Genomic DNA, 25,625 nt, shown 5'->3' on the forward strand with positions numbered 1-25,625 from the left:
CAGTTGAAGGAATAAAAAAGCATCGCTAATGCCGAATCGTTTTTAGAAAAAAACCGGCAAAGGTTAGTTAATTTTTTGCGCTGGGAAGAGGTGCAGGAGTGAGGATTGGGATGCCGGGTATGCGGTGCTCTCCCATTTCATCGTAGGGTGAGTAAGCGAAGCGCACCCACCGTTTTTCCGCCCGGACACAACACGGACGGCAAGGTGGATGGTTTTGCTCCGGCTAAAAAAATCGGCCCCTCAGGGCCGATTTCCGCCGGGAGCCGGGATTGCAAAGGGGTCGGCGGCGAGCCCCCTTTGCACGTTCGCGTGAGAGAACGGCACAGAGGGAAATGACGTGATGGCGAACGGAACGATTTCACCGGCCTTCCCTATGCGCCCCGCTCCCTTCGCCTGCATCCACTTCCTAACTGGCGGGTGCGCTTCGCTTAACGCTGCGCGCGCAGCGCCGCGATATCCGCAGGCGTGGTGCGGCAACAGCCGCCAATCAGCGCCGCGCCCGCCGCGCGCCACGCATCCAGATAATGCGCCAGCGTCTGGCAGGCGTGCCCGTCGTGACGCCAGGTTTTGCTCACCGCGTCATACTGCTCGCCGGAGTTCGGGTACACCACCAGCGGCAGCCGGGTGGCGTCATGCAGACGCGCCAGCGCGGCAGTGGTTTTCTCCAGCGCCACGCAGTTAATGCCGAGCGCCACAATCTGCGGATACGGCGCGAGCGCGGCCGCCACATCACCAAGCGGCGTGCCGTCGCTGATGTGATCGCTGTCGCGAAGCGTAAAGGTAAACCACGCGCGCGCCTGCGGGTAGCTTTCCAGCAGCGCGGCGAGCGCCAGCGCCTCCGGCAGCGACGGGAGCGTTTCGCAGGCGAGCAGATCCACACCCGCCACCAGGAGCGCCTCCACGCGCGGACGATGGAAATCCGCAAACTCCGCCGCCGAAAGCGCATAGTCGCCGCGGTATTCCGAACCGTCCGCCAGGTATGCGCCATACGGCCCGACGGAGCCTGCCACCAGCAGCGGCCCGGCATCCGGCTGTTCGTGGTAATAATCGTCACGCGCCTGACGCGCCAGTTCGACGCTTCGCGCAATCAGCGCCCGTGACTGCGCCTCATCCAGCCCGCGCGCGGCAAAACCGGCTGGCGTCGCCTGGTAGCTGGCGGTAATGGCGCACTGCGCCCCGGCACGGAAGTAATCAAGATGCACCGCGTAAATCAGCTCCGGCTGCTCCATCAGGACTTTCGCCGACCATAAACTGTCGGCGAGATTACAGCCGCGCGCTTCCAGTTCGGTTGCGAGCGCGCCGTCCAGCACCACAAACGGCTGCTGGCTTAAGAGCGGGGTTAACGGGTTATTCAGCGACATGGCGAGGCTCCTCGGTGCGGCGCGTGCGGAAAAATTGCGTCAGATAATACGCGCCGTAGCAGAACGCCACAAACGGCAGCCCGCACCAGAGCGCGATGCGCTGGCCCGGATCGAACGCCAGCCCGACGCAGGCGATAAAACAGAGCGCGAAGCCCAGCACCGGCGTCAGCGGGTACCAGGGCGCGCGGTAATGTAATTCGTTGAGCGCCCGGCCCTCGGCCAGATGACGGCGACGAAACATAAAATGCGCGGCGCAAATGCTGAGCCACACCGCCACCACCGCGAAACCGGAAATCGCCGAGAGCGCCACAAAGACGGTATCCGGCGCCACGATGCTGGAAAACAGCGCCAGCACGCCGCCCAGCATACTCACCGACAGCGCCGTCAGCGGCACGCCGCGACGCGTGAGGCGCGAAAAACCGCGCGGCAGCGTGCGCTCGTTGGCGAGCGACCAGAGCATCCGTCCGGAGGCGTAAAGCCCCGAATTCGCCGCGGACAAAATCGCGGTGAGGATCACGAAGTTAATGATATCGGCGGCGTACGGAATGCCGATTTTCTCAAACACCAGCACGAACGGGCTTTTCACCACACCCGCCTGATCCATCGGGATCAGCGCCGCCAGCACCAGCACGGTGCCGAGGAAGAAAATCACCAGCCGCACGATGGTCGTGCGAATCGCAACCGGCACCACCTGCTGCGGGTTTTCGGTTTCACCGGCCGCGATGCCGATAAGCTCAGTGCCGGAAAAAGCGAAATTCACCGCCACCATCGTCATCAGGATCGGCAGCGTTCCGGCAGGGAACCAGCCCGCGGCGGTCAGGTTATGGAACAGCGGCGCGGGCGAGCCATCTTTCATCGGCAGAATGCCAAACATCGCCGCCCCGCCGAGCACGATAAACGCCACGATAGTGATAACTTTAATAAGCGAAAACCAGAATTCGCCCTCGGCGAACAGCCGCGTGGAGAAAACATTCAGCCCGAAAATCACCACGCAGAAGACCAGACACCAGACCCACACCGGCACCTGCGGAAACCAGTACTGCATACAGAACCCGGCGGCGGTAAAGCTTGAGCCGAGCGCCACGGTCCAGGTGAGCCAGTAGAGCCAGGCGACGGTATAGCCGGTCGCCGGGCCTAAATAGCGCGCCGCGTAAACGTGAAACGCGCCGGTTTCCGGCATGGCGACGGCCAGCTCGCCGAGGCATTGCATCACCAGCCAGACCACCAGCGCGCCGATAAGATACGCCAGCAGCGTGCCCGCCGCCCCGGTCGTGGAAATAATATAGCCGGTATTAAAGAACAGCCCGGTGCCGATAACGCCCCCCAGCGAGAGCATCACCAGATGACGGGCCTTCATGGTGCGTTGTAGCTGCTGCGATTCCTGCATAAACCCTTCTATACGTTCAGACGTCTAAACATCCATAACTGAACGTTATACCGGGAAGCGGTGCGAAATGCAAAAGCCGTCGTGCGCTCAGCCACTTATCCGCAACTGCTGCCGCCTGATTATTCACCGCATACATACTTCGCAACACCCTTCGCTGGCGAAGCCAGGGGTCGGTTACTACCTTTAAGTCACTATAACGAGAGCGCCTCCCCGCGGAGAAGCCGCTCTTCTTCGCTGCGGCGCACGTTCGCGGCACTGGCAAGGCACGTTTGAGGAAGCACTATGCAAGAGTCGCTCTGTACCCTGTTTTATGACGGGAGGCCGCTGACTGGCCCGGCGAATATCCCGCTTATCGATTTTCTGACGGCCTGCGATGTCAAGCTCCCGCACGTCTGTTACCACCCCGCGCTTGAGCCGATGCAAACCTGCGATGTCTGCTGGGTGGAGTATCAGGGCGAGCTGGTGCGCGGCTGTACGCTGAAAAGCACGCAGGGCATGGAAATTGCCAGCCGCAAGCCTGAGGCGCAGGCGGCGCAGCACGAAGGTATGGACAGGCTGCTCGCCAAACATGAACTCTACTGTACCGTCTGCGAACACAACACCGGCGACTGCACGCTGCATAATGCCGTGGCGGATATGCATATTCCGATTCAGCGCTACGAATACCAGCGCAAACCCTACGTGAAAGATCACTCCAACCCGTTTTACACCTACGATCCGGACCAGTGCATTCTGTGCGGGCGCTGCGTGGAGGCGTGCCAGAACGTCGAGGTCAACGAAACGCTGAGCATCGATTACACCATGGCCCACCCGCGTGTGCTGTGGGACGGCGGCGAGACTATCGCCGGCTCCAGCTGTGTGAGCTGCGGGCATTGCGTCACCGTCTGTCCCTGCAACGCGCTGCTTGAGAAAACCATGCAGCCAGACGCCGGGCCGTTTACCAGCATGAAGCAGACGCTCAAGCGCCCGATGATAGATCTGGTGAAAGCCATCGAAAACACCACGGGCGCTGAGATCATTACCGGTATTTCGGTGATGGACATGCACTGGCGGCAGCCGGAAATCAAACGTACCAAAACGGTCTGCACCTACTGCGGCGTCGGGTGCAGCTTCGAGATCTGGACGCGCGACCGCCACGTGCTGAAAGTGCAGCCCGTCGCCGACGCGCCTGCCAACGGCATCTCCACCTGCGTGAAGGGCAAATTCGCCTGGGATTTTCTTAACGATAAAGCACGCCTCACCACACCGCTTATCCGCGAAAATGACCGCTTCCGCGAGGCGAGCTGGGACGAGGCGCTGGAACTGGTGGCGCGCCGTCTGCTGGCGATCCGCGATCAATACGGGCCGCAGGCCATCGGTTTTATCGGCTCCAGCAAGGGCAGCAACGAAGAGGCCTACCTGACGCAGAAAATCGCGCGCCTCATTATTGGCACCAACAGCGTCGATAACTCGTCGCGCTACTGCCAGAACCCGGCCACCAAAGGACTGTTCCGCACCGTCGGTTATGGCGGCGACGCGGGCACCATTGAGGATCTGCATAAGGCGTCGCTGATTGTGATTGTCGGCAGCAACACCGCGGAGAACCATCCGGTGATCGCCGCGCGCATGAAAGCCGCGAAAAAACATCACGGGCAGCAGCTTCTGGTAGTCGACCCGCGCCGTCACGAAATGGCCGAGCGCGCCGACCGTTACCTGCGCATTCGCCCCGGCACCGATATGGTCTGGGCCTCGGCGATGGCGCGCTATATGTTTGACCACGGCTACGCCGACGAGGCGTTTCTCGCCGCGCACGTCAACCAGGTGGACGAATACCGCCAGTCGCTCGCGCCGTTCACGCTGGACTTCGCCGCCGACATGACCGGGCTTACGGTGGAGGAGCTGACCGCCGCCGCCGAGCTTATCGGCAACGCGCCGTCCGTCTGCATCGTCTGGGCGATGGGCGTGACCCAGCACAGCCACGGCGCGGACACCAGCACCGCGCTCTCCAACCTGCTACTGGTCACGGGCAACTACGGTCGCCCCGGCACAGGCGGCTACCCGATGCGCGGGCATAATAACGTGCAGGGCGCGAGCGATTTCGGCTGCCTGAAAAACTACTACCCGGGCTATGAATCGGTGAGCGATGAAACCGTGCGCGCCAAATGGGCGAAAGCCTGGGGCGTGGCGCCGGAAAAACTGTCGCTGGAGGCAGGCTCGGATAACTTCGAGATGGTGGAGCACGCGCGCACGAAACAGATTCGCGCCATGTATGTCATTGGCGAAGAGACAGCGTTTTCCGACGCAGACAGCACTAACGTGCACGAGGGTTTTACCGATCTCGATTTCCTGGTGGTGCAGGATCTCTTCTTAAGCCGCACCGCGCAGTTCGCCGATGTGGTGCTGCCTGCCTGCCCGAGCATTGAAAAAGACGGCACCTATGTGAATACCGAGCGACGCATTCAGCGCTTCTATGAAGCCATGCCGCCGCTCGGCGATAGCCGCCCGGACTGGCGCATTCTGACCGAGCTTGCCGCACGCATGGGCCACGACTGGGGCTACACGCACCCGTCGCAAATCATGGCGGAGGCGGCGAGTATCGCCACGCTGTTTGCAGGCGTCAGCTATGAGCGTCTTGAAGGCTGGAACTCCCAGCTCTGGCCGGTGAAGCCTGACGGCGAAAGCACGCCGCTGCTCTACACCGACGGGTTTAACTTCCCGGATGGCCGCGCCGTGCTCTACCCGCTGAAGTGGCAACCGCCCGCCGAAGCGCCGGATGACGAATACGATCTGGCGCTCAATAACGGGCGCATGCTGGAGCATTTCCAGTCAACCAACCAGAGCGGACGCGGCGGGCGCACAATGTCGCTGTCGCCCGACTGGTTTGTGGAAATCAGCCCGCAGCTTGCCGCTGAGCGTGGGCTTTTAGAGGGCGACTGGGTGAAACTCACCTCGCGACGCAGCTCGCTGGAGGTGCCGGTGGTCATCACCGATCGCGTGGCGGGCCAGTCGCTCTTTATCTCTATTCATCAGGGCAAACCCGGCATTAACGCGCTCACCGGCGAGCACCACGACCCCGACGTCAACACGCCAGCGTATAAAGAGCTCGCAGTAAAACTGGAGAAACTCTCCCGCGCGCCGCACCCGTCCCCGCTGCCGCGGCACAACTTCCGCTATGGTGCCCGCACGCCGATGGCGGGCGTGCCGGTCGAAGAGAAATGGCAGCGTGACGATTACCGGCTGCCGCCCGAACAGGAACCTCACCCGGAGAAATTTTAATGGCCAAAGCGATTGACTATCAGCCCGAGCCGCCACGCATCGGCCCGACGGCGGACGAAGAGCTGCAACGCCTGCTCCAGACGCTGCATGAACATGGCGTGCTGCGCCTGACCAACGATCTGGTGGCGTCCAACAACGAGTGGCTCAAGGTCATCATCGACGGCCTGAGCCGCAAAGGTTCGCTGAACGTTATCCAGAACATCTCTGTGCTGCTGATGGCGCTCTCCACCATTCCGCCGGAGCGGATGTATAAGCTCGCCTTCGGCGTGCGCGATTTCGCCGCGGAACTGAGCCGCGAAGAAGCGCGCCCGGAAAGCGAACAGGCCGACGCGCCAGGCGCGCGCGGAGCATGGAAAATGCTGCATGACGATGAGCTGTGGCGTTCTTTGACGCCGCTGCTCAATGGTCTGAAAGCGTTCTCCCGCCGCATGGAAGAGGAGGTGGACAAACCCATCTCCTCGTTTACCGGCAAGCCGAGCGACGCCTGACAATGATTAGCCCGGAAACCGCGCTGCTTTTGGCGCGCAGCCAGTTCGCCTTCACCATCGGGTTTCACATCGTGCTGGCGGCGCTGACGATAGGCCTCGCGCAGTGGTTGATGCTGCTGGAGGGCTTGTGGCTGTGGCGCAGGCAGCGCATTTATCTCGATCTCTATAAATACTGGAGCAAGATCTTTGCCCTGAACGTCGCAGTCGGCGTCGTCACCGGCGTGCTGATGGAATTTCAGTTCGGTGCCAACTGGGGCGAGCTTTCCAGCCGCGCCGGGGCCGTGATGGGGCCGCTGATGTACATGGAAGTGCTGGTGGCGTTTTTCCTCGAAGCGGGCTTTATGGGCGTGGTGCTGTTCGGCATGGGCAAAGTGCGCCCGTGGGTGCATTTTCTCGCCACCTGCGTGGTGGCGGCAGGCTCGCTGTTCAGCGCCTTCTGGATATTGTCGGCGAACTCCTGGATGCAGACGCCCGCGGGTTTCATCATCGGGCCCGATGGCCGCTTTCAGCCCGTTGACTGGTGGGCGGTGATTTTCAACCCGTCCTTTCCGTACCGGCTGATACATATGTCCATCGCTGCGCTGCTCGCCACCGCATGCCTGGTGGCGGCGGTCGGCGCGTGGCACCTGCTCAAGCATCCGCAACAGCCGGGCGCGCGGCGAATGTTCTCCTGGGGGCTGTGGGTATTGCTCGCGCTTGCGCCCCTTCAGGCCGTAGTGGGCGATCTGCATGGCGAAAACACCCTCGATCACCAGCCGGTCAAACTGGCGGCGATGGAAGGCAGCTGGAACCCGCCGCCGCCCGGCGAAGGCGAGCCGCTACGGCTGTTCGCGATCCCGGATATGGAGGCGCGGCGCAACCACGTTGAAGTGGCGATCCCGTCCATCGGCTCGCTCTATCTGCGCCATAATCTCACCGGCACCATTCATAGCCTGAATCAGTATCCGCCGGACGAGCTGCCCTGGGTGCCCGGCGTCTTCTTCGCGTTTCGCGCTATGGTCGGGCTCGGCTTTCTGATGATTTTCGTTGGCGTCGCCGGGCTGGTGGTGCGGCTGCGTGGCCGGTTGTGGGAGGCACGCTGGCTGCAGCGCGGCATGGTGGCGATGGCACCGGCGGGCGTTATCGCGATGCTCGCGGGCTGGGTCGTCACCGAGACGGGCCGCCAGCCGTGGACCGTCTACGGGCAGTTGCTGACCCGCGAGAGCGCCTCGCCCATCGCGCCCTCGCTGGTGCTCGGCTCGTTTGTCGCGATTGTGGTGGTCTATCTGCTGATTTTCGCACTCGGCATGGGCTTTATGCTGCGCCTGCTCGCGAAACCACCGGGCGACGACACGCCGGATGCCAACCCGTCCGTGGCGGCGCAAACCGGCAGCGGCGTAACGCCGCACAGCCTGCGGGGGCATTCAGATGACTGAACTGCTGCTTTCACTGCCGCTATTAACGCTGCTTTGCGCCGGCGCGCTCGCCGCGGGCGTGCTGATTTACGTGTTGCTCGACGGCGCGGATCTCGGCGTGGGGCTGCTCGCGCCGTTTCAGTCGCCGCAGGCGCGCCAGCAGATGAACATTTCGCTGCTGCCGGTCTGGGACGGCAACGAAACCTGGCTGGTGCTGACCGCCGGCGCGCTGCTGGCGATGTTCCCCGTCGCCTTCAGCATTCTCTACAGCGCGCTCTACCTGCCGGTCTATATCATGCTGCTGGCGATGATTGTGCGCGGCGTGGCGATTGAGTACCGCCACCTGCGCCCGCGGCTGTTCGACGCGCTGTTTATCACAGGCTCCTGGCTGACGTCGTTAAGCCAGGGCGCGACGATGGGCGCGTGGGTTGAAGGCATTACCCATAACGGCGCGACATTTACCGGCGGCCCGATGGACTGGCTGTCGCCCTTTTCGGTCTTCTGCGCGATGGCGCTCAGCGTCGGCTATGCGCTGCTCGGCGCATGCTGGCTTATCTGGCGCTGCGAAGGGGAACTCAACGCGTGGGCGCGGCGTCAGGCCATGTGGCTTGCCCTTCTCACCGCCGCGCTGCTGGCAGGCCTGCTGGTCTGGACGGTGCAGCTCAATGAGACCTACCGGCTGCATCTGCAACTGTGGCGCTGGAGCGGACCGCTGGCGGCGGTGGGTTTGCTGGCGTTTTTGGGTGTGATGCTGACGCTGCGCCAGCGGCGCGATTTCCTGCCGCTCGCGATGACGCTTTTGCTGTTTATCGCGGCGTTCGGTGGGATGCTGCTGGCCGTTTTTCCGTTTATTCTGCCGCCGAATCTGTTGCTTATTCAGGCTGCCGCGCCGCCCGCCACGCAGAAGCTGATGCTTATCGCGTTCGGCATTTTTGTGCCCGTTACGCTTATCTATAACAGCTGGGGGTTCTGGGTGTTTCGCGGCAAGATCCACGCCGTGCGGGAAGACGAGCGCCCCTGACGCATGATGCGGGGGCCACTTCTGCACGGCCATAAATAAGAAAAAGAATAACAGGAAGCGGTAACGGGAATAGTCGCGGCGCACAAAAGAAGTGAATATTCACTCTGGCTGATTTTAATAAACAGCGAAAAAGAAAAGATTTTACGAATTTAAAAGAAGCGTATTATTCGCGGCGGGTGCCTGAGGCTTTCTGGTTTCAGGCATTATGCAGGTTCTGGAAAGATGAAGGCCCCGAGTTAATTACCTTAACCCGAGGCCGACACATGAACCCGAACAGTTCATATGTTAGCCTCTTACTCGCCTTTCGGCAAGGAGAATGGCTATGAAGGACAATACTTTTATCTGGTGCATTATTATTGTTTGTGTGACGGTATTAATGTTCACCACCCTTTCACGGGAAACGCTTTGCGAGCTGCGCTTGCGGGGCGCGGGGATGGAGATTGTCGCTTCACTGGCTTGTAAACCCAGAGAGTAAGCGTCTGACGCGGGGAGCCATCCCCGCGATTTGACTGGCGGATTTATGCCTTCAGGCACCCTTATTTATTATTTACTGACGCGTATTAATTCTATTAGCCGGTAACAGGATCTTGTATTACCCGTAATTGCGCCAGACGACTGGCGGTGCGTCCAATATCGTCAAGCGCAACGGCATCAGTAATTTCAGCGACCGAATACGCGCTTGAAATAAATAACTGCCGCTGCTTATCATAAAGCACATCAATAAGATTAATAAACCGCTGCGCCGCCGCCGGGCTGACGCGGGAAAGCCGCGGCACATTATCGATAAACCAGCAGGAATACGTTTCACACAGCGTTAAATAATCCATGACCGCCGTCGGCGCTTCACATATTCCCGCAAAGGTGAAATGCAGCAGATGGCCCGGCGGTGATGCGGCATAAAAGGTGTGATAACCGGCCGTGACCGCAAATTCACCGTGCGCCACCGCAAGCCCGTGCGCCGCACGCTGGTCAGGCGTGCCTGGCTGCAGCCACGCGCCTTCGCTGAACAGCCCGGCGTCGCTGCCCGCCTCAAGGCGGTAATCGCGCTCGCCGTTAAGGGCGAAAATCGTCATCTCTCGCTCAATAAGCGCGATGGAAGGCACAAACAGCTCATGGTAGAGCGGGTGTGAAAGCAACTCTCGCGGCGAATAGTTGGAGGTCAGGATCAGTGTAATTTTCATCGCCTGCGCCACTTCTAACAGCTTTTTCGCGAGCATCGCATCGCCCGGATCGTGCAGGTGGAATTCGTCAAAGCAGAGCAACCGCGCGTCGCCTAACTGCGCGCGCAGCGCCTGCTCCAGCGATTTATCCACCATGCGCTGATGGAGTTCGCGAAAGAAATCATGGAAGTGGGCGCGTTTTTTCGCCGCGAGCGGCAGCGAGGCAAAGAAGTTATCGACAATAAAGCTTTTGCCGCGCCCCGGCCTGCCCCAGACATACAACCCGGCAAACCGCGCGTGGCCCGCCAGCAGCGGCGCGGCGAGGCTATCGAGCTCGCTGATAAGCCGCGTCTGGTCGCCATCAAGGCGCAGCGCTTTTCGCTGCGCCAGCATATGCATGGTTTCGCGAAACGAAAAGGGGGCGGCAATCCGGGCCATCGCGGCAGCTCCATATGTAAACAAAATGTTATTAACCCACACTCCGCGTGTTTTTTCAAAAAACGCCGCACAATCTCATAAAGATACGCAAAAAAAAGCCCCGCACGGCGCGGGGCTTTCTGTAGAAACGCGTATCAGGTATAGAGCGACGCTTCGCCCGCCGGGCGGGTTTTGAATCGGCGGTGGATCCAGAGATACTGCTCCGGCGCGCGCAGGATTTCGCGCTCAATCACTTTGTTCATGTAGCACGCCGCGGCGGCTTCATCTTCACGCGGGTAGCCCTGAAGCTCCGGCTGAATAATCAGTTTATAGCCGCTGGCGTCGGGGTTGCGGATCATCACAATGGTCAGCATCGCCGCGTTGCTCAGGCGCGAGAGCACATACGTCCCGCGCGTGGTGGCGGCGTCGTTTACCGCAAACAGCGGCGCGAAGGTGCTGCCGCGCGGGCCGTAATCCTGGTCCGGCGCAAACCAGACCGCTTCGCCCTGCTTCAGCGCGTTGACCATGCCTTTGAGATCTTTACGGTCGATCATCGCTTTGTTAGAGCGCATACGCCCTTTGGTCTGCGCCCACTCCATCGCTTTATTGTTGTGCGGTCGGTACATCGCCATCATCGGCTTGCACAGGCCCATCACGCGCCCGCCAAGCTCCAGCGACATAAAGTGCACACCAATCACGATAACGCCGCGCCCCTGCGCGCTCGCCTGATGCAGGTGATGCAGCCCTTCGACGTTAAACCATTTTTTGATGCGCGCGTCCGACCAGAACCAGGCCATGCCGGTTTCCAGCAAAGCCATGCCGAGCGACAGGAAGTTTTCCTGAATCAGCTGCTCTTTTTGCGCCTCGCTGAAATTCGGGAAACAGAGTTCGAGATTGCGGCGCAGGATTTTCTCACGACGCTTCAGAAAGCGGCGCGAGTTGCGGCCAAGGAATGCGCCAAGGCGCATCAGCAGCGGGTGCGGCATTTGCACCAGCAGCCACAGCAGGCCAAGACCAAACCAGGTAAACCAGTAGCGCGGATGCAGCAGCGCACGGGAAAAAGGCGTGACGTGATTCATAAAGCCCCTTTATGCACAGAGATGTATCGCATAAAGAAGCCGTTCCGTAAGCGGTACAAACCAGACAGACAATCATTCAGCAGGGATACAGCCTTCCTGCTACCTAATAATATGGAGGAAAAAAATAAACCCGTGCCGATGAGGCTTTCGGTTTTAATTACAGCCGTTTCAGGATGTGAATAAAAAGTGGTCTTTCCATAAACGCTGAAACATTCCGTCGTATTATTCGACATTTCCTGACAACAACAGCGCCATGACGCTGTCATTAAAAAGATTATCCCACTAATAATAACAACCTTCATTAACGAAAATTCGTTCCGGCCATCAGATGAGTCTGCAACCAGAATCCTGCATTACCTTGTGTTTAAAGCAATTATTCACACAACACGGCGTTGATCCGGGTAGTTTTAACCACAGTAATGAGGCTAAGCATCAGAGTGAGGCTTTTGCGCGCGGAAAGATAGCGTAATTTTGTAAAGAATGCGATGGAATTATGGAGGTAAGGTAAAAAGAAACTTTTTAGGATTATTACTGTCGCTATTTACTTTTTAAACGAAATATTCCTTACCGCCGGGTATTATTTCCCGGCGCGCGTTGAGAGTGATTAAAAGTAGTGCTTTAAACCATAAATCGCCCAGTAAATCGCAGAGGCGCCCAGATAAATCCAGCACCCCCAGTACGCGAGCGGCTCGCGGTCACTTTTTGCCCTTGGTAAAAAGGCAAAAAGATAACTGGCCGCAGCGATAAGTGAAATGAAATAGAAAAACTTCATACTGCCCCTCCTGAAATTATCCGCATAACCGTTTTCATACGCGCATATTCTCAGGATAGACAGCTTTGGCCGATCATGCGCAGTTTCCGTCGGGTTCGTTCTGGTGACGCCGGCGGGCTACGCCCTGACAACCGTCACGCCCTGGTTTTCAAAAGGCGCGAGCAGGCTGTCAGCAGTATCGCCCTCGACAACCAGCGTGTTTACCAGCGACATATCGCCAATGCAGAACGCCGAGGCGGCATTGAGCTTTTCACGCGACGCCATCACGACCGTTTCTGCGGCGCGGGAAGCCAGCGCGCGCTTCACGCACGCCTCTTCGTAATCGCCGGTGCTAAGACCCGCTTCGGCGTGTACGCCGGTGACACCCAAAAAGAACAGGTCGGCGCGCAGATGGCTCATCGCTTCAATGGCCGCTGCGCCCACCGAGACTATGGAATGTTTAAACAGCCGCCCACCGATGAGGATCACCTCAATGCGCGGATGCTCCACCAGTTGCAGCGCGATGCCGGGGCTGTGGGTGATCACCGTAATGGCAAGGTCCGGCGGCAGGCATTTCACCAGCTCGCCCGTCGTGGTGCCGCCATCGAGCATCACGATCTGCCCCGGTTCAATCAGCGCGGCGGCGCGGCGCGCGACCGCCCGCTTGGAGTCTATCGAAAGCTGGCTGCGCCCGGCGTAATCCACCACCGCCGCCGAAGCGGGCAACGCCCCGCCGTGGACGCGCTGCAGGCGGCCTTCGGCAGAAAGCTCGCGCAGATCGCGGCGGATCGTATCTTCGGAGACGTTAAACCACTCGCTGAGCGCGCGGGACTGCACCTGCCCTTCCGCCGCCAGCTTTTCCAGAATGAGCTTCTTACGTTGTGACGTCAGCATACCGGTTTCCTGTTGCACGAATTTTCTTGACCATGCACGAATATGCACGCTATGTTGCCAATTCTACCTGTGGAGACGTCATCATGCCATCTGTTCGTGAAAAAGTACGCATTGTCGAAACGCAAACCCTGTCTGACGACTGGTATGTGCTGAAAAAATATACCTTTGATTACCAGCGCCGTGACGGCCAGTGGCAGCGCCAGAGCCGCGAAGCCTACGACCGCGGCAACGGCGCGACGATTCTGCTCTATAACCGCGCCGAGCGCTGCGTCATTCTTACCCGCCAGTTTCGCCTGCCGGTCTTTCTTAACGGCTACGACAACGTACTGACCGAAACGGCGGCGGGCCTGCTGGATGAAGCGGAACCGGAAGTGCGTATTCGGGCCGAAGCCGAAGAAGAGACCGGTTATCTGGTGGATAACGTCGAGAAAGTGTTTGAAGCCTATATGAGCCCCGGCTCCGTCACCGAAAAACTCTATTTCTTCATCGGCGAATACGATCCGGCGCGGCGGCGCGGCGCGGGCGGCGGCGTCGCGCAAGAAGGCGAAGATATCGAAGTGGTCAAAATGCCCATCGATGACGCCCTGCGCGCGGTGCGTGAGGGTGAGATTGTCGATGCCAAAACCATCATGCTGCTGCAGTACGCGGCGCTGAACGCGATAGTGTAAGGAGAAAACCATGAGCAAGATGATCCTGGTGGCGGGCCCGTGGCGCAGCGGCACCAACGGCGATGAAACCCTGATGCGCCAGAACCTGGCGCGGCTTGAGCAGGCGGCGCTCGCCCTGTTTGAGCGCGGCCACGTGCCGGTGATTGGCGAATGGCTTGCGCTGCCGCTCGCCCAGGCCGCGGGCAGCGAAAAGCCGGGCGATGCGATAAGCGAGCGGTTTTTATACCCGGTGGCGCACCGTCTGGTGGCGAAATGCGACGCGGTGCTGCGTCTGCCGGGCGCGTCCTCGGGGGCTGACCGTGATGTGGAAATCGCCCGCGAGCACGGGCTTGAGGTTTACTTTTCGCTGGCGGACGTGCCGCAGGGATAATGCACGATATTGCACATCTGGCACCACAACCGGGCAAAAACCGGCAGCGGTGCCAGCGTTAGATTATCCGATCGCCCCACTCCACCGCATCGAGGAAGAGTTTCGTCACCTGCGCTTCGCTCAAATTAAGCTGCTTCATGCCCTGCGAAACCCCCTGCCAGTGGTTCTGCTCATAGCCTTCATAAAGATTCAGCAGCGCGCCGAGCGTGCCACTGCGGTTTAAGAGCGCCTCGCGCACCACCGCAGGCACGGTGATTTGCTCAATCAGTACCGCCATCGGTACGCCGAGGATAATATCCAGCCGCGAAAACAGCCCGGCAATAAAGGCATCGTTTTCATTAATATCGGCCCCCGTGTGCGCCACGGCTTTTTCGCAGAAGCGCCCACAGGCGAGGCTGTAGTTAAACAGCTCCGTCACGGCCGGTTCGCTGCTGTGAGTGACCGCCAGTATCGCGATAAACCGGCGCAGCTCGCTTAAGCCTAAGAAATAGAGAATATTGCGAAACGGCAGTACATCCGCGTTGGCGTGGTGATTTATCTTATATTTGATGTTATTAACATAGCGCATCAACTTATACGTAATCGCCACATCACGGCTGATCAACTCTTCTATTTTGCGCATATCCGGGTCAGCCGAGACCACTTCATTGAGCAGTTGCAGAATAAACATCTGCTGCTCCGGCAGTTTTCGGGTTTTAATCATTTCCGGCTCGCCATAAAAATAGCCCTGAAAACGCTGGAACCCCATCTCTTTGTAGAGCGTAAACTGCTCGCGAGTTTCGACTTTTTCCGCCAGTAATTTCCGCTGGCTGATATTATTCGCGCGGATAAAGGCGGCAATTTCCTGTGGTGTTGACGCCTGAATATCGAACTTAATGACCGTCACATAGGGCAGGAAATTGGCCCACGCGTCGCTAAGGCGAAAGTTATCCAGCGCGAAACGAAACCCTTTGTAGTACATCTCCCGCACCATTTTTAACAGCTCAGGTTCCGGGGCCGCATTCTGGTGAATTTCGATGACGACTTTTTCCGCCGGCAGCGTTTGCGCCAGGCCATTGACGATCATCTCATGAGGAAAATTAATATACGACGTATGTTGCCCCACCAGGCGCTGCAGCGGGGTGACAAGGAACTGCTCCGCCAGCAGATGGTTGGTGGCGTATTCTTCCGTCACCAGCGGAAACGTATTAGTCAGTCCATTGCGATAAAGCAGCTCATACGCGACAGTATTTAGCGCGGCGTCAAAGATGGGCTGCCTGGCGATAAAGGAATACATATTCACCTCCAGTCTGGTATTTACGTAGCATCCCTGGCGAAAACGCAGTTTACGCTGAACCTCACGGCACGCAGACATTTTTAGCGCGGATTTTATGAAAAATTATGATGATGGTTAAGTTTTATCTTATTCAGAGATTCTGGTCAGCGCAGTGAGCGGCAGATATCGCCGCTTTTTCATTCAATTTGCCAAAATAATCGGTTACTTTCGCTACGATCTTTTTTAGTGGTAATAAACTTTTATTTTTATTTCTTAAAAAAATGCGCTGAGAACCCGCGAAATTTAAGCGGGTTCGCTCCCGGCCTACAGTCCCATCCGAAAGCACATCGCCCAGAGCATGTAAATACCGCCCGTGAGAAGGAGCACCCGGTAGCCCCAGACGACAGCGGACTGATGGCGCATAAACGCGCGCAGCGGCTGGCGGTGCAGATTCGCCGCATTATATTTTTCATGAAATCCGGCCATTTTCGCGACACCTCGCTCCACCAGCGCCGCGAAAAAATTAACCATTAACACCACAATCACCGCCATATAGCCTTTGATAAACCACAGCCCCGCGGTGCGATATTCATCCGGCAAAAAATGACCTGATTTTTTTAACTGAATGGCGGCGATACTGAGCGCCACATGGACGCCGAGCAGAATAAGAAAGTGCCTACTCACCGTTTTAAACGGTTTTCTGAGCGTCACAAACCAGAAATAGGCCAGCAGCATTGCGGATGATATCAGCCAGAGGAGGAGATTCCCTGCCATCGGTATTGTCCCTGTTTCACCGTAATTTATCTGTCTACCTTCGCATATTCACCGCGTGATGTCATGGAAGCCTAAGACCAGTCACTCCACGGCGACTCATGAGAAAAAATGTTTTCGGCCGTTTAAATATAAGCAAATGTGATTATTCGGAGTGCTCACTCTGCCGGGATAAAAAAGAGCGGGTCATCGTCAGCGTGCGCCATAACGTTTATGAGAAGATCATTACGCCTCTTTATTGCTATCCGATTTAAAACAATGTGTTACCAGTGACAATTATCATCTCGCTCATCATTTCTCGCTTTATTACCTTTCTGTTTCTGTTATAGCCACTCGCATTTACTTACCCATAATTTTTAAAACTTTACAAAGCTGATAAACCTTTAAACTTTAATTTATCTTATAGGATTTTCCTGAGGCATAAATATCACTGAACAGTGATACTTATTAATTTCGTCGTAACGAGTCCACGGAAAACGCCTTTACCGGCAGTCAATATTTGGCTCGTTGGATCCCTCATGGAGACAGCATTTTGACCACCTTAAAACCTCTTCTGGCCAAAAACCGTAGCTGGGCGCAACAGCGTCTTCAACGGGACCCGGATTACTTTGGCAAACACCTTGACCAGCAGCAGCCGCACTCGCTCTGGATTGGCTGCTCCGACAGCCGCGTTCCGGCGGAAGTGCTGACCGGCTCCCACCCCGGCGAGCTGTTCGTGCATCGCAATATCGCCAATATAATTGACCCCGACGACGACAATTTTATGAGCGTGCTGCAATACGCGCTTCATTACCTGAAGGTGAAACGCATCGTGGTGTGCGGCCATTACGGCTGCGGCGGCGTGCAGGCGGCGCTGACGCTGCCGCAGATGTCGCTCGCGCAGGAATCCTCGTCGCTCGCGCGGCGCATCAGCCACCTGCGCGAGGCGCTCTCAGAGCACATCGCCGGGCGCGACGCGTCGCCGCCGGATGCGCAAACCCTTAATCAACTGGTGGAGGCCAACGTCATCGCGCAGTTTAACCGCCTGGTGCAGACCCGCACGGTGCGCAATATCTGGCGCAGCGGCCAGGAGCTGAATGTTTACGGCTGCGTCTATGACCTGGCGTCCGGCCATCTTGAAATGCTGACGGAGCAAACCGGGGAGGAAGCCGTATGAATATGAATACGCTGCGCCAGGATAGCCTGGCGGGGGTGGTTGTCTTTCTCGTGGCGCTGCCGCTCTGCCTCGGCATCGCCCAGGCGAGCGGCCTGCCGCCCTTTGTCGGCCTGCTGACGGGTATTATCGGCGGGCTTCTGGTCACGGCGTTAAGCCCGTCGCGCTTCGCGGTCAGCGGCCCCGCCGCGGGTCTCGTGACCATTGTGGTGGCCTCGATTGAAACGCTCGGCTCGTTTTCCGCGTTTCTGCTGGCGCTGGTGCTGGCGGGCGTTCTGCAAATCGTGCTCGGGCTTATCCGCGCCGGACGGTTTATTTCGCTGGTACCGGGCAGCGTCATTAAAGGGATGCTGGCGGCGATCGGCCTGTTGCTGATTATGCAGCAGATCCCGGTGGCGCTGGGCTCGGCCGATGAAAACAGCCTGCTGGCGGTCTTTCGTGATGGCTTCACGTTCTCGCCGGTCTCCATCGCGGTGGCCGCCGCCGGGCTGCTGCTGATGGCGCTCTGGGGCTCGCCCGCCATCCGGCGCGTGAAAAGCCTCGCGTGGATCCCCGGCCCGCTGGTGGCGGTGCTGGTGGGTTGCGTCACGACGCTTGTGCTAAGCCGCATGTCGCCCGCACAGCTTGAACGCCTGCCGCTTATCACGCTGCCGGAGTTCGCAAGCCTGAGCGCGCTGGTCTCTGAGCTGGAATCGCCCGCCTGGCAGGCGTTTACCAATCCCTCGGTCTATATCGTCGCCGTCACGCTGGCGCTGGTGGCGAGCCTGGAAACGCTGCTAAGCCAGGAGGCGCTGAAAAAACTGCGCCCGCAAAACCCGCCGCCGTCGCCGAACCGTGAAATGCTGGCGCAGGGCGCGGGCAATCTGCTGGCCGGTCTCGTGGGCGCGATGCCCATCACGGCGGTGATTGTCAGGAGTTCCGTGAACGTCAGTACCGGCGCGCAGACTAAACTGTCGATTTTCATTCACGGCGCGCTGCTGCTTATCTGCGTGCTGTGGTTTCGCGAGGTGCTGATGACGATCCCACTGGCGAGCCTCGCGGCGGTGCTGCTTTATACCGGCTATAAACTCGCCACGCCGCGCCTGTTCGTCGAGCAGTTCCGCGCAGGCGCGCAGCAATACGTGCCGTTTCTCGCCACCATTATCGGGATTATCGCGTTCGGCATGCTCGCCGGGATCGGCATCGGGCTGGTGGCCCAGATAGCGCTGAGCCTGTGGCACAGCCATCGCAACGCGCTGCAACTGGCGCGCTATGACGATCACTATGTGCTGCGCATCCACCAGAATCTGACGTTTATGCATAACCCGCGCTTACAGGCGCTGCTGGATAAAATCCCGGAGAAGAGCGTGGTGATTGCCGAGCATGATAACGCCGACTATTTCGACCCGGATGTGAAAGCCGTCCTGAGCGACTTTGCGCAGAATGCGCCGCAGCGCGGCATCCGTCTCACGCAGTGGCCGGTGACCTGACCCTGCCGGGGGCCTTTTTGCCGGCCCCCGCCCTTTCTCTTCGCCACTTTTTGCGCCCTTCAGCTACGTTTATAAGACTCTCCGGGATGAAGCCGATGCCGCGACGCTGTAGTATCCGGCTGCTTTTAATGACAATAAGGACGCATCATGAACTCGAAAGAGATGTCCAGGGCCTTTTTTATCCTGATCCTGTTTATCGTTTCGATCCTCTTTTTTAACCTCGTAAAACCGTATCTCTCCGCCGTGCTGTGGGCGGTGATCCTGGCCGTCATCTTCTACCCGATAAAGCGCAGGCTTTGCCACATGATGAACGGGCGCAACAACATCGCCTCGCTTTTAACCGTGGTGCTTATCTGCCTGTTGGTCTTCGTGCCGCTGGCGGTGGTGGCGTCGTCTCTGGTGAGCGAGTTCAACGCCGTTTACAGCGATTTGCAGGCCAATAACACCACGCTTCCCACGCTGCTGGCCGATGTGGTGCATATCCTGCCGGACTGGGCGCAACGGATGCTGGCGGAAAACCAGCTCGATAACGCGACCGCCATTCAGGAGAAAATCTCCGGCGTGGCGCTCAAGGGCAGCCAGTATGTGGCGGGCAGTATTTTCCTTATCAGCCGCAACACGTTCAGCGTGGTGATAGGCTTCGGCATCATGCTTTACCTGCTGTTTTTCCTGCTGAAGGATGGCTCGCGGCTGGTGTCGGTGGTGCTGAGCGCGGTGCCGCTCTCGGATAAAGTCAAACAGCGGCTGTTCCGCCGCTTTGCCGCCGTGGCGCGCGCCACCGTGAAAGGCACCGTCGTGGTGGCGGTGGTCCAGGGCATTCTGGGCGGCGTGGCGTTTTACTTCGCGGGGATTGGCGCGAGCATTCTCTGGGGCTCGCTGATGGCGTTTCTGTCGCTGGTACCTGCGGTCGGCGCCGCGCTTATCTGGGTGCCCGCGGTGATTTATCTTTTCACCACCGGGGCGATTATTAAAGCCGTTCTGCTGACCGCCTTTTTCGTGGTGGTGGTGGGGCTTGCTGATAACCTGCTACGCCCGCTGCTGGTGGGTAAAGATATCCGTATGCCCGACTGGCTGATTCTGCTCTCGACACTCGGCGGGCTGGAAGTCTACGGCATTAACGGCTTTGTGGTCGGCCCGCTTATCGCCGCGCTCTTTGTTACCTGCTGGAATACGTTCTCCGCAGGGCCAGGACGCACACGCGCGTTGCCCGAAAAAAGTGAGGATGAAACCGCCTGAACAGTTTGAAAAAAGTGCGGTTTAGAACACCGGGGCGGCATTAACGCCCCCATTCAAAACTGTCTAATGTTACACTCGAAAGGCTTTTTTGTGCGAATTTTACGCATCATATATTCTGTATGATGCGTTTTAGTACCCGCCACGCGCGGGTTTGCATCTTTTCGGGAGAGTAATGGTATGACGGAAAACAAGACCGGCAGCTCGAAGGGGCTGACCATCTGGTCTGTATTACTGGGGCTGGTGCTGCTTGCTATCGGCCTCTTTTTTGTTATCGGCGGCGGCAAGCTGGTGTCGCTTGGCGGCAGCGTCTACTTTCTGATTGCCGGGATAGTCACACTGCTGTCGGCCATTCAGTTTTTGCGCCGTCGCGCCTCCGCCGTGCCGCTGTTTATTCTGGTGTTTGTCGGCACGCTTATCTGGGCGCTGTATGACACGGGCCTGTCGTTCTGGGGGCTGGTGTCGCGCCTGATGGTGCCTGCGGGCATGATGCTGCTGGCGTTTCTCACCTGGCCTTCTCTGCGCCGTCGCGAAGGCAAAGCGCCGCTGGCAAAACTTTCTTACGCGTTCAGCGCCGTTATTGCCCTTGGCATGGTGGTGACGCTTATCCAGATGTTCCAGCCGCACCCCACGGTCGCTTTTAAAGGCGATCCGCTGCCGCTAAAACCGGTCGATAAAGACAACGCGCAAAAAGACTGGGCGAATTATGGCAATACGCCGGGCGGCAGCCGCTTCGTCGCGCTGGATCAGATTAACCGCGATAACGTTAAAGATTTGAAAGTCGCCTGGACGTTCCACACCGGCGACATTCCCGACAGCCCGACCGGCAACGGCGCGGAAGATCAGCAGACGCCGCTGCAAATCGGCAATACGCTTTATCTCTGCACGCCGCACAACAACGTCATTGCGGTAGAGGCAGACAGCGGTAAGCAGATCTGGAAGCGTGAAATCAACGCCAAAGCGGAAGTCTGGAACCGCTGCCGCGGCCTTGCGTATTTCGACGCGACTAAACCTGTCGTGCAACCCACCCTGCCAGGTGCCACACCGGTGCCAGCGCCTTCGCTTGCCGCGGGTGCCGCCTGCCAGCGTCGCATTCTGATGAATACCATCGACGCGCGCCTGATTGCGCTTAATGCCGATAACGGCGAATTCTGCGAAGGCTTCGGCAACCACGGCGTGGTGGATCTGAAAGCGGGGCTTGGCGAGGCGCAGGACCCGAAATATCAGCTCACCTCCGCTCCGACGATGGCCGGGACAACGGTGGTTGTCGGCGGCCGCGTGGCGGATAACGTGCAGACTGATATGCCAGGCGGCGTACTGCGCGGTTTTGATGTGATCACAGGCGAGATGCGCTGGGCGTTCGATCCGGGTAACGAGGATCCGAACGCCCGCCTGCAACCGGGCCAGCACTATGCGCGCAGCACGCCGAACTCGTGGGCGCCGATGTCATACGATCCGGCGATGAACACCGTGTTTATCCCGATGGGCAGCTCCTCGGTGGATCTGTGGGGCGCGAACCGCACGCCGCTCGATCACAAATATGGCGCGTCGGTGCTGGCGCTGGACGCGACCTCCGGCAAAGAGAAATGGGTGTATCAGACCGTCCATAACGATCTGTGGGATTTCGACATCCCGATGCAACCGAGCCTGGTGGATTTCCCGCAAAAAGACGGTAAAACCACGCCTGCCGTGGTGTTCGGCACCAAAGCGGGGCAGATTTTCGTTCTCGATCGCCTGACCGGCAAGCCGCTGACAGAAGTCAAAGAGCTGCCCATGAAGCCTGGCGATATCCCGAATGAGCAGTACACCAAAACGCAGCCGCATTCGGTCGGTATGCCGCAGATTGGCGCGCAGACCCTGACGGAATCAGATATGTGGGGTGCGACGCCGTTCGATCAGCTCGCCTGCCGCATCGCCTTCAAAGGTATGCGTTACGACGGCCTGTTTACCGTGCCTGGCACCGATAAATCCCTGAGCTTCCCCGGATCGCTCGGCGGGATGAACTGGGGCAGCCTCTCCACCGACCCGAATAATCATTACCTCTTCGTCAACGACATGCGTCTTGGCCTGTGGGTGCAGATGATCCCGGCGAATACCGATGCCATCGATCGCGGCAGCAACGGCGGCGAGGCGATCAATACCGGCATGGGCGCGGTACCGCTCAAAGGCACCCCGTACGCGGTAAATAAAAACCGCTTTATGTCGCCGCTCGGCATCCCATGCCAGGCACCGCCGTTTGGCACGCTCTCGGCCATCGACCTGAAAACGCAGAAAATCGTCTGGCAGGTGCCGGTCGGCACCGTGCAGGATACCGGCCCGTTCGGGATCAAAATGCGCGCGCCGATGCCGGTGGGCATGCCGACGCTTGGCGGTACGCTGGCGACGCAGGGCGGACTGGTGTTTATCGCCGGTACTCAGGATTACTACCTGCGCGCCTTTGATTCCTCGACCGGTAAAGAGGTGTGGAAAGCGCGTCTGCCGGTCGGCAGCCAGGGCGGCCCGATGAGCTACGTTTCGCCGAAAACCGGCAAACAGTATGTGCTTATCTCCGCAGGCGGCGCTCGCCAGTCGCCGGATCGCGGGGATTACGTGATTGCCTACGCGCTGCCGTAACCGCGCGTAAACATCAAAAGGCCGCCCCGCGCGGCCTTTTTTATGGGCGCGAGTCAGTCGCGTTGCCAGTAGACCGGCGAGCCGAAGACCTCCACAAAATAGTCGATCGCCGCGCGCACGTTGAGCGGCGGGTGACGCGCGTTCGGGTAGATGGCCGCGATATGCTGCGCCTCGGTGTTGATCGCCGCCTCATACTCCGGCAGCACTTTCACCAGTTTCCCCTGCGCCAGCCACTCGCCTGTCATCCAGTCCGGGAACAGCACCAGCCCCATGCCGTCGAGCGCGGCGGTCAGCAGCGAATGGGCGTTGTTTGACATCAGCCGCGCGTTCACCGGGTAATGCACCCACGGCTCGCCGGGTTTGCGCGCCAGCCAGCGGTTCGGCCCCGAGGAGCCGCTGTACACCAGACACTGGTGCGTGTGAAACGCTTCGGGCGAGGCGGGCGCGCCGTAACGCGCCAGATAGCGCGGCGCGGCGGCGAAGTAGTAGCGCTGCTCGCAGAACACGCGGGCGTGAAAGCTCGAATCGGTGAGCGTGCCGATACGCACGATAAGATCGGTGGCGTCGCGGTGCGGGTCGACGTAATCGTCCGTCTGGGTTAAGGCCAGTTGCAGGCGCGGGTAACGCTCCGCAAGCCCGGTCAGCCAGGGCGCGATATGCCGCTGCCCGAAGAACACCGGCGCGTTGATGCGCAGCAGCCCGGACGGCTCAAGCGAACGGTCCTGAAGCTCGCGCCGCGCCTCGCTGAACTGTTCGGTAATGCCGCGCGCGTACTGCGCGAACAGCCGCCCTGCTTCGGTCGGGATCACCGCGCGGGTGTTGCGGTAGAAAAGCTGCTGGCCGAGCGCCTCTTCAAGCTGGCGGACGGTGCGCGAAATCATCGACGCCGATACGCCCTCCCGGCGCGCCACCGCCGAAAAACTCTGCCCGTCAAAGACGCTGATAAAAAGCTGAAGTGCGCGGATATTCACCGCCCCGCTCTCGTTCATCTGTGCGATTCCTGCAAAGGTGTTTCGTCGATCGTAGCGTTTTTTAACGCACCGCGCTCCACTACACTGCGCCGCCTGGCATTTTTTTAAGGATTATCATGCAGCTTTTATTAATAGCGCTCGTGATTGCGGGCGGGATGGGGCTTTCGGTTGAGGCGGGCCTGCTTGGGCCGCTTGGCGGTGAAGTCGGCGATTTCTGGGCGGCGTTCAGCATTTTCGGCGTTGGCGCGGCGCTTACCTTTCTGCTGATGCTGTTTTACAGCCCGCGCAACAGCCCGTCGTTTTTCGCCCAGCCCGGCTGGCAGCTTACCGGCGGCCTGCTCGGCGCGGGGTATGTGGTCATTCTTACCGTCGCCACGCCGGTTATCGGCATCGCCATGACCATGATTGGCATTCTGGCGGGGCAGGTTTTCAAAAGTCTGATTATCGACCATTTCGGGCTGTTCGGCGTTGAGCGCCGCCCGATAGATAAACTGCGCCTGCTGGCGCTGGTGTTTATTCTCGCCGCCCTGGCGCTGGTCGCGCAAAGCTAAGGAACCACAATGACGACAATCATGATTATTCTCGCGATTCTTGGCGGCGCGCTGCTGAGTATTCAGGCGGCGATTAACGGTCAGCTCGGCGGCAAAGTCGGCGTGTTCCGCTGCGCCTTTCTGACATTCTCGGTGGGGGCGCTGGTCTGCGCGTTGCTGATTTTCTTCTTTGAGCCGTCGCATGCGACATCGCTGCTGGACGTGCCGAAGTGGCAGCTCACCGGCGCGCTGTGCGGCGTGCCGTATATCGTGATTATGGTGCTGGCGGTGCAGCGCATCGGCACCGCGGTCGCGACGGTGGCGGTGATTTTCGGCCAGCTCGCCATGAGTATGCTTATCGATAATTTCGGCTGGCTCGGCAACGCGGCTATCCCGTTCTCGCTAAGCCGTCTTGGCGCGGTGCTCTGTCTCGCCGTCGCGCTGGCGCTGATTTATCTTGGCAACCGGCGCACCGCTACGCCTCGCACAGACGGCTGAACAGGGCTATCAGCGTGCTGACGGCGGCATCCGGCACCTGTAAATCTTTCTTCACCATCAGATGCAGAGGGGTTGCGCGCCGCACGCCGTGAGCGAGCGGCAGCGCGCGCAGCAGCCCCTGCGAGAGCGGCCCGGCGATCCGCGCCTCCGGCAGCCAGCCGTACCCCACCTGATGCATCACCGCTTCGATAGCCGCATCCACCGTTGAGAAAACCCACTGCTCCGGCGCGCCGCCGGGGCTTTGGGTTTGCCCGCCCGCAAGCCGGATGCGGGCGAAGCGCCCGAGCGCTTCATCGCCAATCGGCCCCGGCATCTGCGCCAGCGGATGATCGCGGTGCGCCACCGCCACAAAATTCACGTTCATCAGCCATTCGCCGCGCCCGAGGCTGTCTTCACGGCGCGAGAGCACCAGCAGATCGGCGCTGGAATGCGCGGCGATAACGTCGCTCTGGCTCTCCAGCACCTCGGTCAGTTGCACCTGCGTGGACGGATGCTGGCGCTGAAACTCGCGCAGGATAGCAAACAGCGTCTCGCGCGGAAAAATGTTGTCCACCACCAGATCGATGCGGGTGCGCACGCCGTCGCGAAGCGTCGCGGCATGCGCCTCCACCCAGCTAAAGGCGCTGAGCAGCGGGCGCACCTGCGCCAGCAGCAGTTCGCCTGCGGGCGTCAGCACCGCGCGGCGGCCCTGGGTTTCGAGCAGCGCCACGCCGATCCGCTCCTGTAGCAGCGCCAGGTTGTAACTCACCGACGACTGGCTGCGGTGCGTGCTTTCCGCCGCCCGGGCGAAGCTGCCTTCCTCGACCACTTTGTCCAGTAAAGCCCATTGTTCCAGCGTTGTTTTATGCATAACTCATCGAAATTTTGAATCAGTTTTATGCAAAATT

The 25,625-nt window shown here is 59.3% G+C and carries 23 protein-coding genes; 13 read left to right on the forward strand and 10 right to left on the reverse strand.

Annotation, left to right across the window (positions count from 1 at the left end):
- Window positions 1-428: 428 nt before the first annotated feature.
- Window positions 429-1,361: a homocysteine S-methyltransferase gene (gene mmuM / locus G9X48_RS11350; RefSeq protein WP_097640805.1), complete on the reverse strand. Its 933-nt coding sequence runs from the start codon at window positions 1,359-1,361 to the stop codon at window positions 429-431.
- Entirely contained in the window at window positions 1,348-2,748 is a 1,401-nt protein-coding gene (mmuP, locus tag G9X48_RS11355; protein ID WP_007865064.1) for an S-methylmethionine permease, read from the reverse strand. Before mmuP ends, mmuM begins: the two co-directional genes overlap by 14 nt.
- Window positions 2,749-3,030: 282 nt before the next feature.
- On the opposite strand from mmuP, the gene fdhF reads away from it, so the two are divergent.
- From fdhF to G9X48_RS11380, 5 genes are all read left to right on the forward strand, one after another.
- Window positions 3,031-6,003, forward strand: a complete 2,973-nt coding sequence (gene fdhF / locus G9X48_RS11360; protein WP_105629516.1) for a formate dehydrogenase subunit alpha — start codon at window positions 3,031-3,033, stop codon at window positions 6,001-6,003.
- On the forward strand, window positions 6,003-6,491 hold the full coding sequence (locus tag G9X48_RS11365) for a DUF1641 domain-containing protein (RefSeq protein ID WP_097640807.1): 489 nt from the start codon (window positions 6,003-6,005) through the stop codon (window positions 6,489-6,491). Before fdhF ends, G9X48_RS11365 begins: the two co-directional genes overlap by 1 nt.
- Before the next feature lie 2 nt (window positions 6,492-6,493).
- Window positions 6,494-7,906, forward strand: a complete 1,413-nt coding sequence (locus tag G9X48_RS11370) for a cytochrome ubiquinol oxidase subunit I (RefSeq protein WP_097640808.1) — start codon at window positions 6,494-6,496, stop codon at window positions 7,904-7,906.
- Entirely contained in the window at window positions 7,899-8,906 is a 1,008-nt protein-coding gene (locus G9X48_RS11375; protein WP_097640809.1) for a cytochrome d ubiquinol oxidase subunit II, read from the forward strand. The genes G9X48_RS11370 and G9X48_RS11375 overlap by 8 nt, the downstream gene beginning before the upstream one ends.
- Window positions 8,907-9,228: 322 nt before the next feature.
- The gene (locus tag G9X48_RS11380) at window positions 9,229-9,381 is read left to right on the forward strand and encodes a Hok/Gef family protein (RefSeq protein WP_004385697.1); all 153 of its coding nucleotides are present in this window, start codon (window positions 9,229-9,231) and stop codon (window positions 9,379-9,381) included.
- Between the two features lie 94 nt (window positions 9,382-9,475).
- On the opposite strand, the gene zapE is transcribed toward G9X48_RS11380, so the two are convergent.
- The 4 genes from zapE to G9X48_RS11400 all read right to left on the reverse strand — a co-directional run bounded on the left by zapE (window position 9,476) and on the right by G9X48_RS11400 (window position 13,207).
- Window positions 9,476-10,504, reverse strand: a complete 1,029-nt coding sequence (gene zapE / locus G9X48_RS11385) for a cell division protein ZapE (protein WP_097640810.1) — start codon at window positions 10,502-10,504, stop codon at window positions 9,476-9,478.
- Window positions 10,505-10,638: 134 nt separating this feature from the next.
- The gene (gene lpxP, locus G9X48_RS11390) at window positions 10,639-11,562 is read right to left on the reverse strand and encodes a kdo(2)-lipid IV(A) palmitoleoyltransferase (RefSeq protein ID WP_012125542.1); all 924 of its coding nucleotides are present in this window, start codon (window positions 11,560-11,562) and stop codon (window positions 10,639-10,641) included.
- A 604-nt stretch (window positions 11,563-12,166) separates the two neighbouring features.
- On the reverse strand, window positions 12,167-12,334 hold the full coding sequence (locus tag G9X48_RS11395) for a hypothetical protein (RefSeq protein ID WP_004385700.1): 168 nt from the start codon (window positions 12,332-12,334) through the stop codon (window positions 12,167-12,169).
- A gap of 117 nt (window positions 12,335-12,451) precedes the next feature.
- A complete protein-coding gene (locus tag G9X48_RS11400) occupies window positions 12,452-13,207 on the reverse strand; it encodes a DeoR/GlpR family DNA-binding transcription regulator (RefSeq protein ID WP_004385701.1) in 756 nt (251 codons plus the stop codon).
- 83 nt (window positions 13,208-13,290) lie between these two features.
- On the opposite strand from G9X48_RS11400, the gene G9X48_RS11405 reads away from it, so the two are divergent.
- Together G9X48_RS11405 and G9X48_RS11410 are read left to right on the forward strand one after the other, a co-directional pair.
- The gene (locus G9X48_RS11405; RefSeq protein ID WP_007865055.1) at window positions 13,291-13,875 is read left to right on the forward strand and encodes an NUDIX domain-containing protein; all 585 of its coding nucleotides are present in this window, start codon (window positions 13,291-13,293) and stop codon (window positions 13,873-13,875) included.
- Between the two features lie 10 nt (window positions 13,876-13,885).
- The gene (locus G9X48_RS11410) at window positions 13,886-14,245 is read left to right on the forward strand and encodes an NUDIX hydrolase (RefSeq protein ID WP_004385703.1); all 360 of its coding nucleotides are present in this window, start codon (window positions 13,886-13,888) and stop codon (window positions 14,243-14,245) included.
- 58 nt (window positions 14,246-14,303) lie between these two features.
- On the opposite strand, the gene G9X48_RS11415 is transcribed toward G9X48_RS11410, so the two are convergent.
- Both G9X48_RS11415 and G9X48_RS11420 read right to left on the reverse strand, forming a co-directional pair.
- Window positions 14,304-15,521: an HDOD domain-containing protein gene (locus G9X48_RS11415; RefSeq protein ID WP_063265037.1), complete on the reverse strand. Its 1,218-nt coding sequence runs from the start codon at window positions 15,519-15,521 to the stop codon at window positions 14,304-14,306.
- 303 nt (window positions 15,522-15,824) lie between these two features.
- Window positions 15,825-16,274 carry a hypothetical protein gene (locus G9X48_RS11420; RefSeq protein WP_085046959.1) on the reverse strand — a complete coding sequence of 150 codons (450 nt, stop codon included), beginning with the start codon at window positions 16,272-16,274 and terminating at the stop codon, window positions 15,825-15,827.
- A gap of 529 nt (window positions 16,275-16,803) precedes the next feature.
- Between G9X48_RS11420 and G9X48_RS11425 the strand changes: the two genes are divergently transcribed.
- The 4 genes from G9X48_RS11425 (at window position 16,804) to G9X48_RS11440 (ending at window position 22,739) form a co-directional block, all read left to right on the forward strand.
- On the forward strand, window positions 16,804-17,427 hold the full coding sequence (locus G9X48_RS11425) for a carbonic anhydrase (RefSeq protein ID WP_097640811.1): 624 nt from the start codon (window positions 16,804-16,806) through the stop codon (window positions 17,425-17,427).
- A gap of 2 nt (window positions 17,428-17,429) precedes the next feature.
- Window positions 17,430-18,893, forward strand: a complete 1,464-nt coding sequence (locus G9X48_RS11430) for a SulP family inorganic anion transporter (protein ID WP_097640837.1) — start codon at window positions 17,430-17,432, stop codon at window positions 18,891-18,893.
- A 147-nt stretch (window positions 18,894-19,040) separates the two neighbouring features.
- On the forward strand, window positions 19,041-20,129 hold the full coding sequence (locus G9X48_RS11435) for an AI-2E family transporter (protein ID WP_097640812.1): 1,089 nt from the start codon (window positions 19,041-19,043) through the stop codon (window positions 20,127-20,129).
- A gap of 177 nt (window positions 20,130-20,306) precedes the next feature.
- Window positions 20,307-22,739, forward strand: coding sequence for a glucose/quinate/shikimate family membrane-bound PQQ-dependent dehydrogenase (locus G9X48_RS11440; RefSeq protein WP_097640813.1), 2,433 nt, complete (start codon window positions 20,307-20,309; stop codon window positions 22,737-22,739).
- A 53-nt stretch (window positions 22,740-22,792) separates the two neighbouring features.
- On the opposite strand, the gene G9X48_RS11445 is transcribed toward G9X48_RS11440, so the two are convergent.
- Window positions 22,793-23,728, reverse strand: coding sequence for a LysR family transcriptional regulator (locus G9X48_RS11445; RefSeq protein WP_097640814.1), 936 nt, complete (start codon window positions 23,726-23,728; stop codon window positions 22,793-22,795).
- A gap of 98 nt (window positions 23,729-23,826) precedes the next feature.
- Between G9X48_RS11445 and G9X48_RS11450 the strand changes: the two genes are divergently transcribed.
- Together G9X48_RS11450 and G9X48_RS11455 are read left to right on the forward strand one after the other, a co-directional pair.
- Entirely contained in the window at window positions 23,827-24,261 is a 435-nt protein-coding gene (locus tag G9X48_RS11450) for a DMT family transporter (RefSeq protein ID WP_004387051.1), read from the forward strand.
- Window positions 24,262-24,270: 9 nt separating this feature from the next.
- A complete protein-coding gene (locus G9X48_RS11455) occupies window positions 24,271-24,738 on the forward strand; it encodes a DMT family transporter (RefSeq protein WP_032989112.1) in 468 nt (155 codons plus the stop codon).
- Here the strand turns inward: G9X48_RS11455 and G9X48_RS11460 are convergent.
- Entirely contained in the window at window positions 24,716-25,588 is an 873-nt protein-coding gene (locus tag G9X48_RS11460) for a LysR family transcriptional regulator (RefSeq protein WP_097640815.1), read from the reverse strand. The genes G9X48_RS11455 and G9X48_RS11460 overlap by 23 nt on opposite strands.
- Between the last annotated feature and the right edge of the window lie 37 nt (window positions 25,589-25,625).

It is taken from the genome of Cronobacter sp. HA18006 (assembly GCF_011605445.1).
Classification (GTDB): domain Bacteria; phylum Pseudomonadota; class Gammaproteobacteria; order Enterobacterales; family Enterobacteriaceae; genus Cronobacter; species Cronobacter sakazakii.

What these genes read in the sequence shown, in the direction of transcription:
- mmuM (WP_097640805.1), bottom strand. Translation starts at nt 1,361, where the DNA reads ATGTCGCTGAATAACCCGTTAACCCCGCTCTTAAGCCAGCAGCCGTTT.
- mmuP (WP_007865064.1), bottom strand. Translation starts at nt 2,748, where the DNA reads ATGCAGGAATCGCAGCAGCTACAACGCACCATGAAGGCCCGTCATCTG.
- fdhF (WP_105629516.1), top strand. Translation starts at nt 3,031, where the DNA reads ATGCAAGAGTCGCTCTGTACCCTGTTTTATGACGGGAGGCCGCTGACT.
- G9X48_RS11365 (WP_097640807.1), top strand. Translation starts at nt 6,003, where the DNA reads ATGGCCAAAGCGATTGACTATCAGCCCGAGCCGCCACGCATCGGCCCG.
- G9X48_RS11370 (WP_097640808.1), top strand. Translation starts at nt 6,494, where the DNA reads ATGATTAGCCCGGAAACCGCGCTGCTTTTGGCGCGCAGCCAGTTCGCC.
- G9X48_RS11375 (WP_097640809.1), top strand. Translation starts at nt 7,899, where the DNA reads ATGACTGAACTGCTGCTTTCACTGCCGCTATTAACGCTGCTTTGCGCC.
- G9X48_RS11380 (WP_004385697.1), top strand. Translation starts at nt 9,229, where the DNA reads ATGAAGGACAATACTTTTATCTGGTGCATTATTATTGTTTGTGTGACG.
- zapE (WP_097640810.1), bottom strand. Translation starts at nt 10,504, where the DNA reads ATGGCCCGGATTGCCGCCCCCTTTTCGTTTCGCGAAACCATGCATATG.
- lpxP (WP_012125542.1), bottom strand. Translation starts at nt 11,562, where the DNA reads ATGAATCACGTCACGCCTTTTTCCCGTGCGCTGCTGCATCCGCGCTAC.
- G9X48_RS11395 (WP_004385700.1), bottom strand. Translation starts at nt 12,334, where the DNA reads ATGAAGTTTTTCTATTTCATTTCACTTATCGCTGCGGCCAGTTATCTT.
- G9X48_RS11400 (WP_004385701.1), bottom strand. Translation starts at nt 13,207, where the DNA reads ATGCTGACGTCACAACGTAAGAAGCTCATTCTGGAAAAGCTGGCGGCG.
- G9X48_RS11405 (WP_007865055.1), top strand. Translation starts at nt 13,291, where the DNA reads ATGCCATCTGTTCGTGAAAAAGTACGCATTGTCGAAACGCAAACCCTG.
- G9X48_RS11410 (WP_004385703.1), top strand. Translation starts at nt 13,886, where the DNA reads ATGAGCAAGATGATCCTGGTGGCGGGCCCGTGGCGCAGCGGCACCAAC.
- G9X48_RS11415 (WP_063265037.1), bottom strand. Translation starts at nt 15,521, where the DNA reads ATGTATTCCTTTATCGCCAGGCAGCCCATCTTTGACGCCGCGCTAAAT.
- G9X48_RS11420 (WP_085046959.1), bottom strand. Translation starts at nt 16,274, where the DNA reads ATGGCAGGGAATCTCCTCCTCTGGCTGATATCATCCGCAATGCTGCTG.
- G9X48_RS11430 (WP_097640837.1), top strand. Translation starts at nt 17,430, where the DNA reads ATGAATACGCTGCGCCAGGATAGCCTGGCGGGGGTGGTTGTCTTTCTC.
- G9X48_RS11435 (WP_097640812.1), top strand. Translation starts at nt 19,041, where the DNA reads ATGAACTCGAAAGAGATGTCCAGGGCCTTTTTTATCCTGATCCTGTTT.
- G9X48_RS11440 (WP_097640813.1), top strand. Translation starts at nt 20,307, where the DNA reads ATGACGGAAAACAAGACCGGCAGCTCGAAGGGGCTGACCATCTGGTCT.
- G9X48_RS11445 (WP_097640814.1), bottom strand. Translation starts at nt 23,728, where the DNA reads ATGAACGAGAGCGGGGCGGTGAATATCCGCGCACTTCAGCTTTTTATC.
- G9X48_RS11450 (WP_004387051.1), top strand. Translation starts at nt 23,827, where the DNA reads ATGCAGCTTTTATTAATAGCGCTCGTGATTGCGGGCGGGATGGGGCTT.
- G9X48_RS11455 (WP_032989112.1), top strand. Translation starts at nt 24,271, where the DNA reads ATGACGACAATCATGATTATTCTCGCGATTCTTGGCGGCGCGCTGCTG.
- G9X48_RS11460 (WP_097640815.1), bottom strand. Translation starts at nt 25,588, where the DNA reads ATGCATAAAACAACGCTGGAACAATGGGCTTTACTGGACAAAGTGGTC.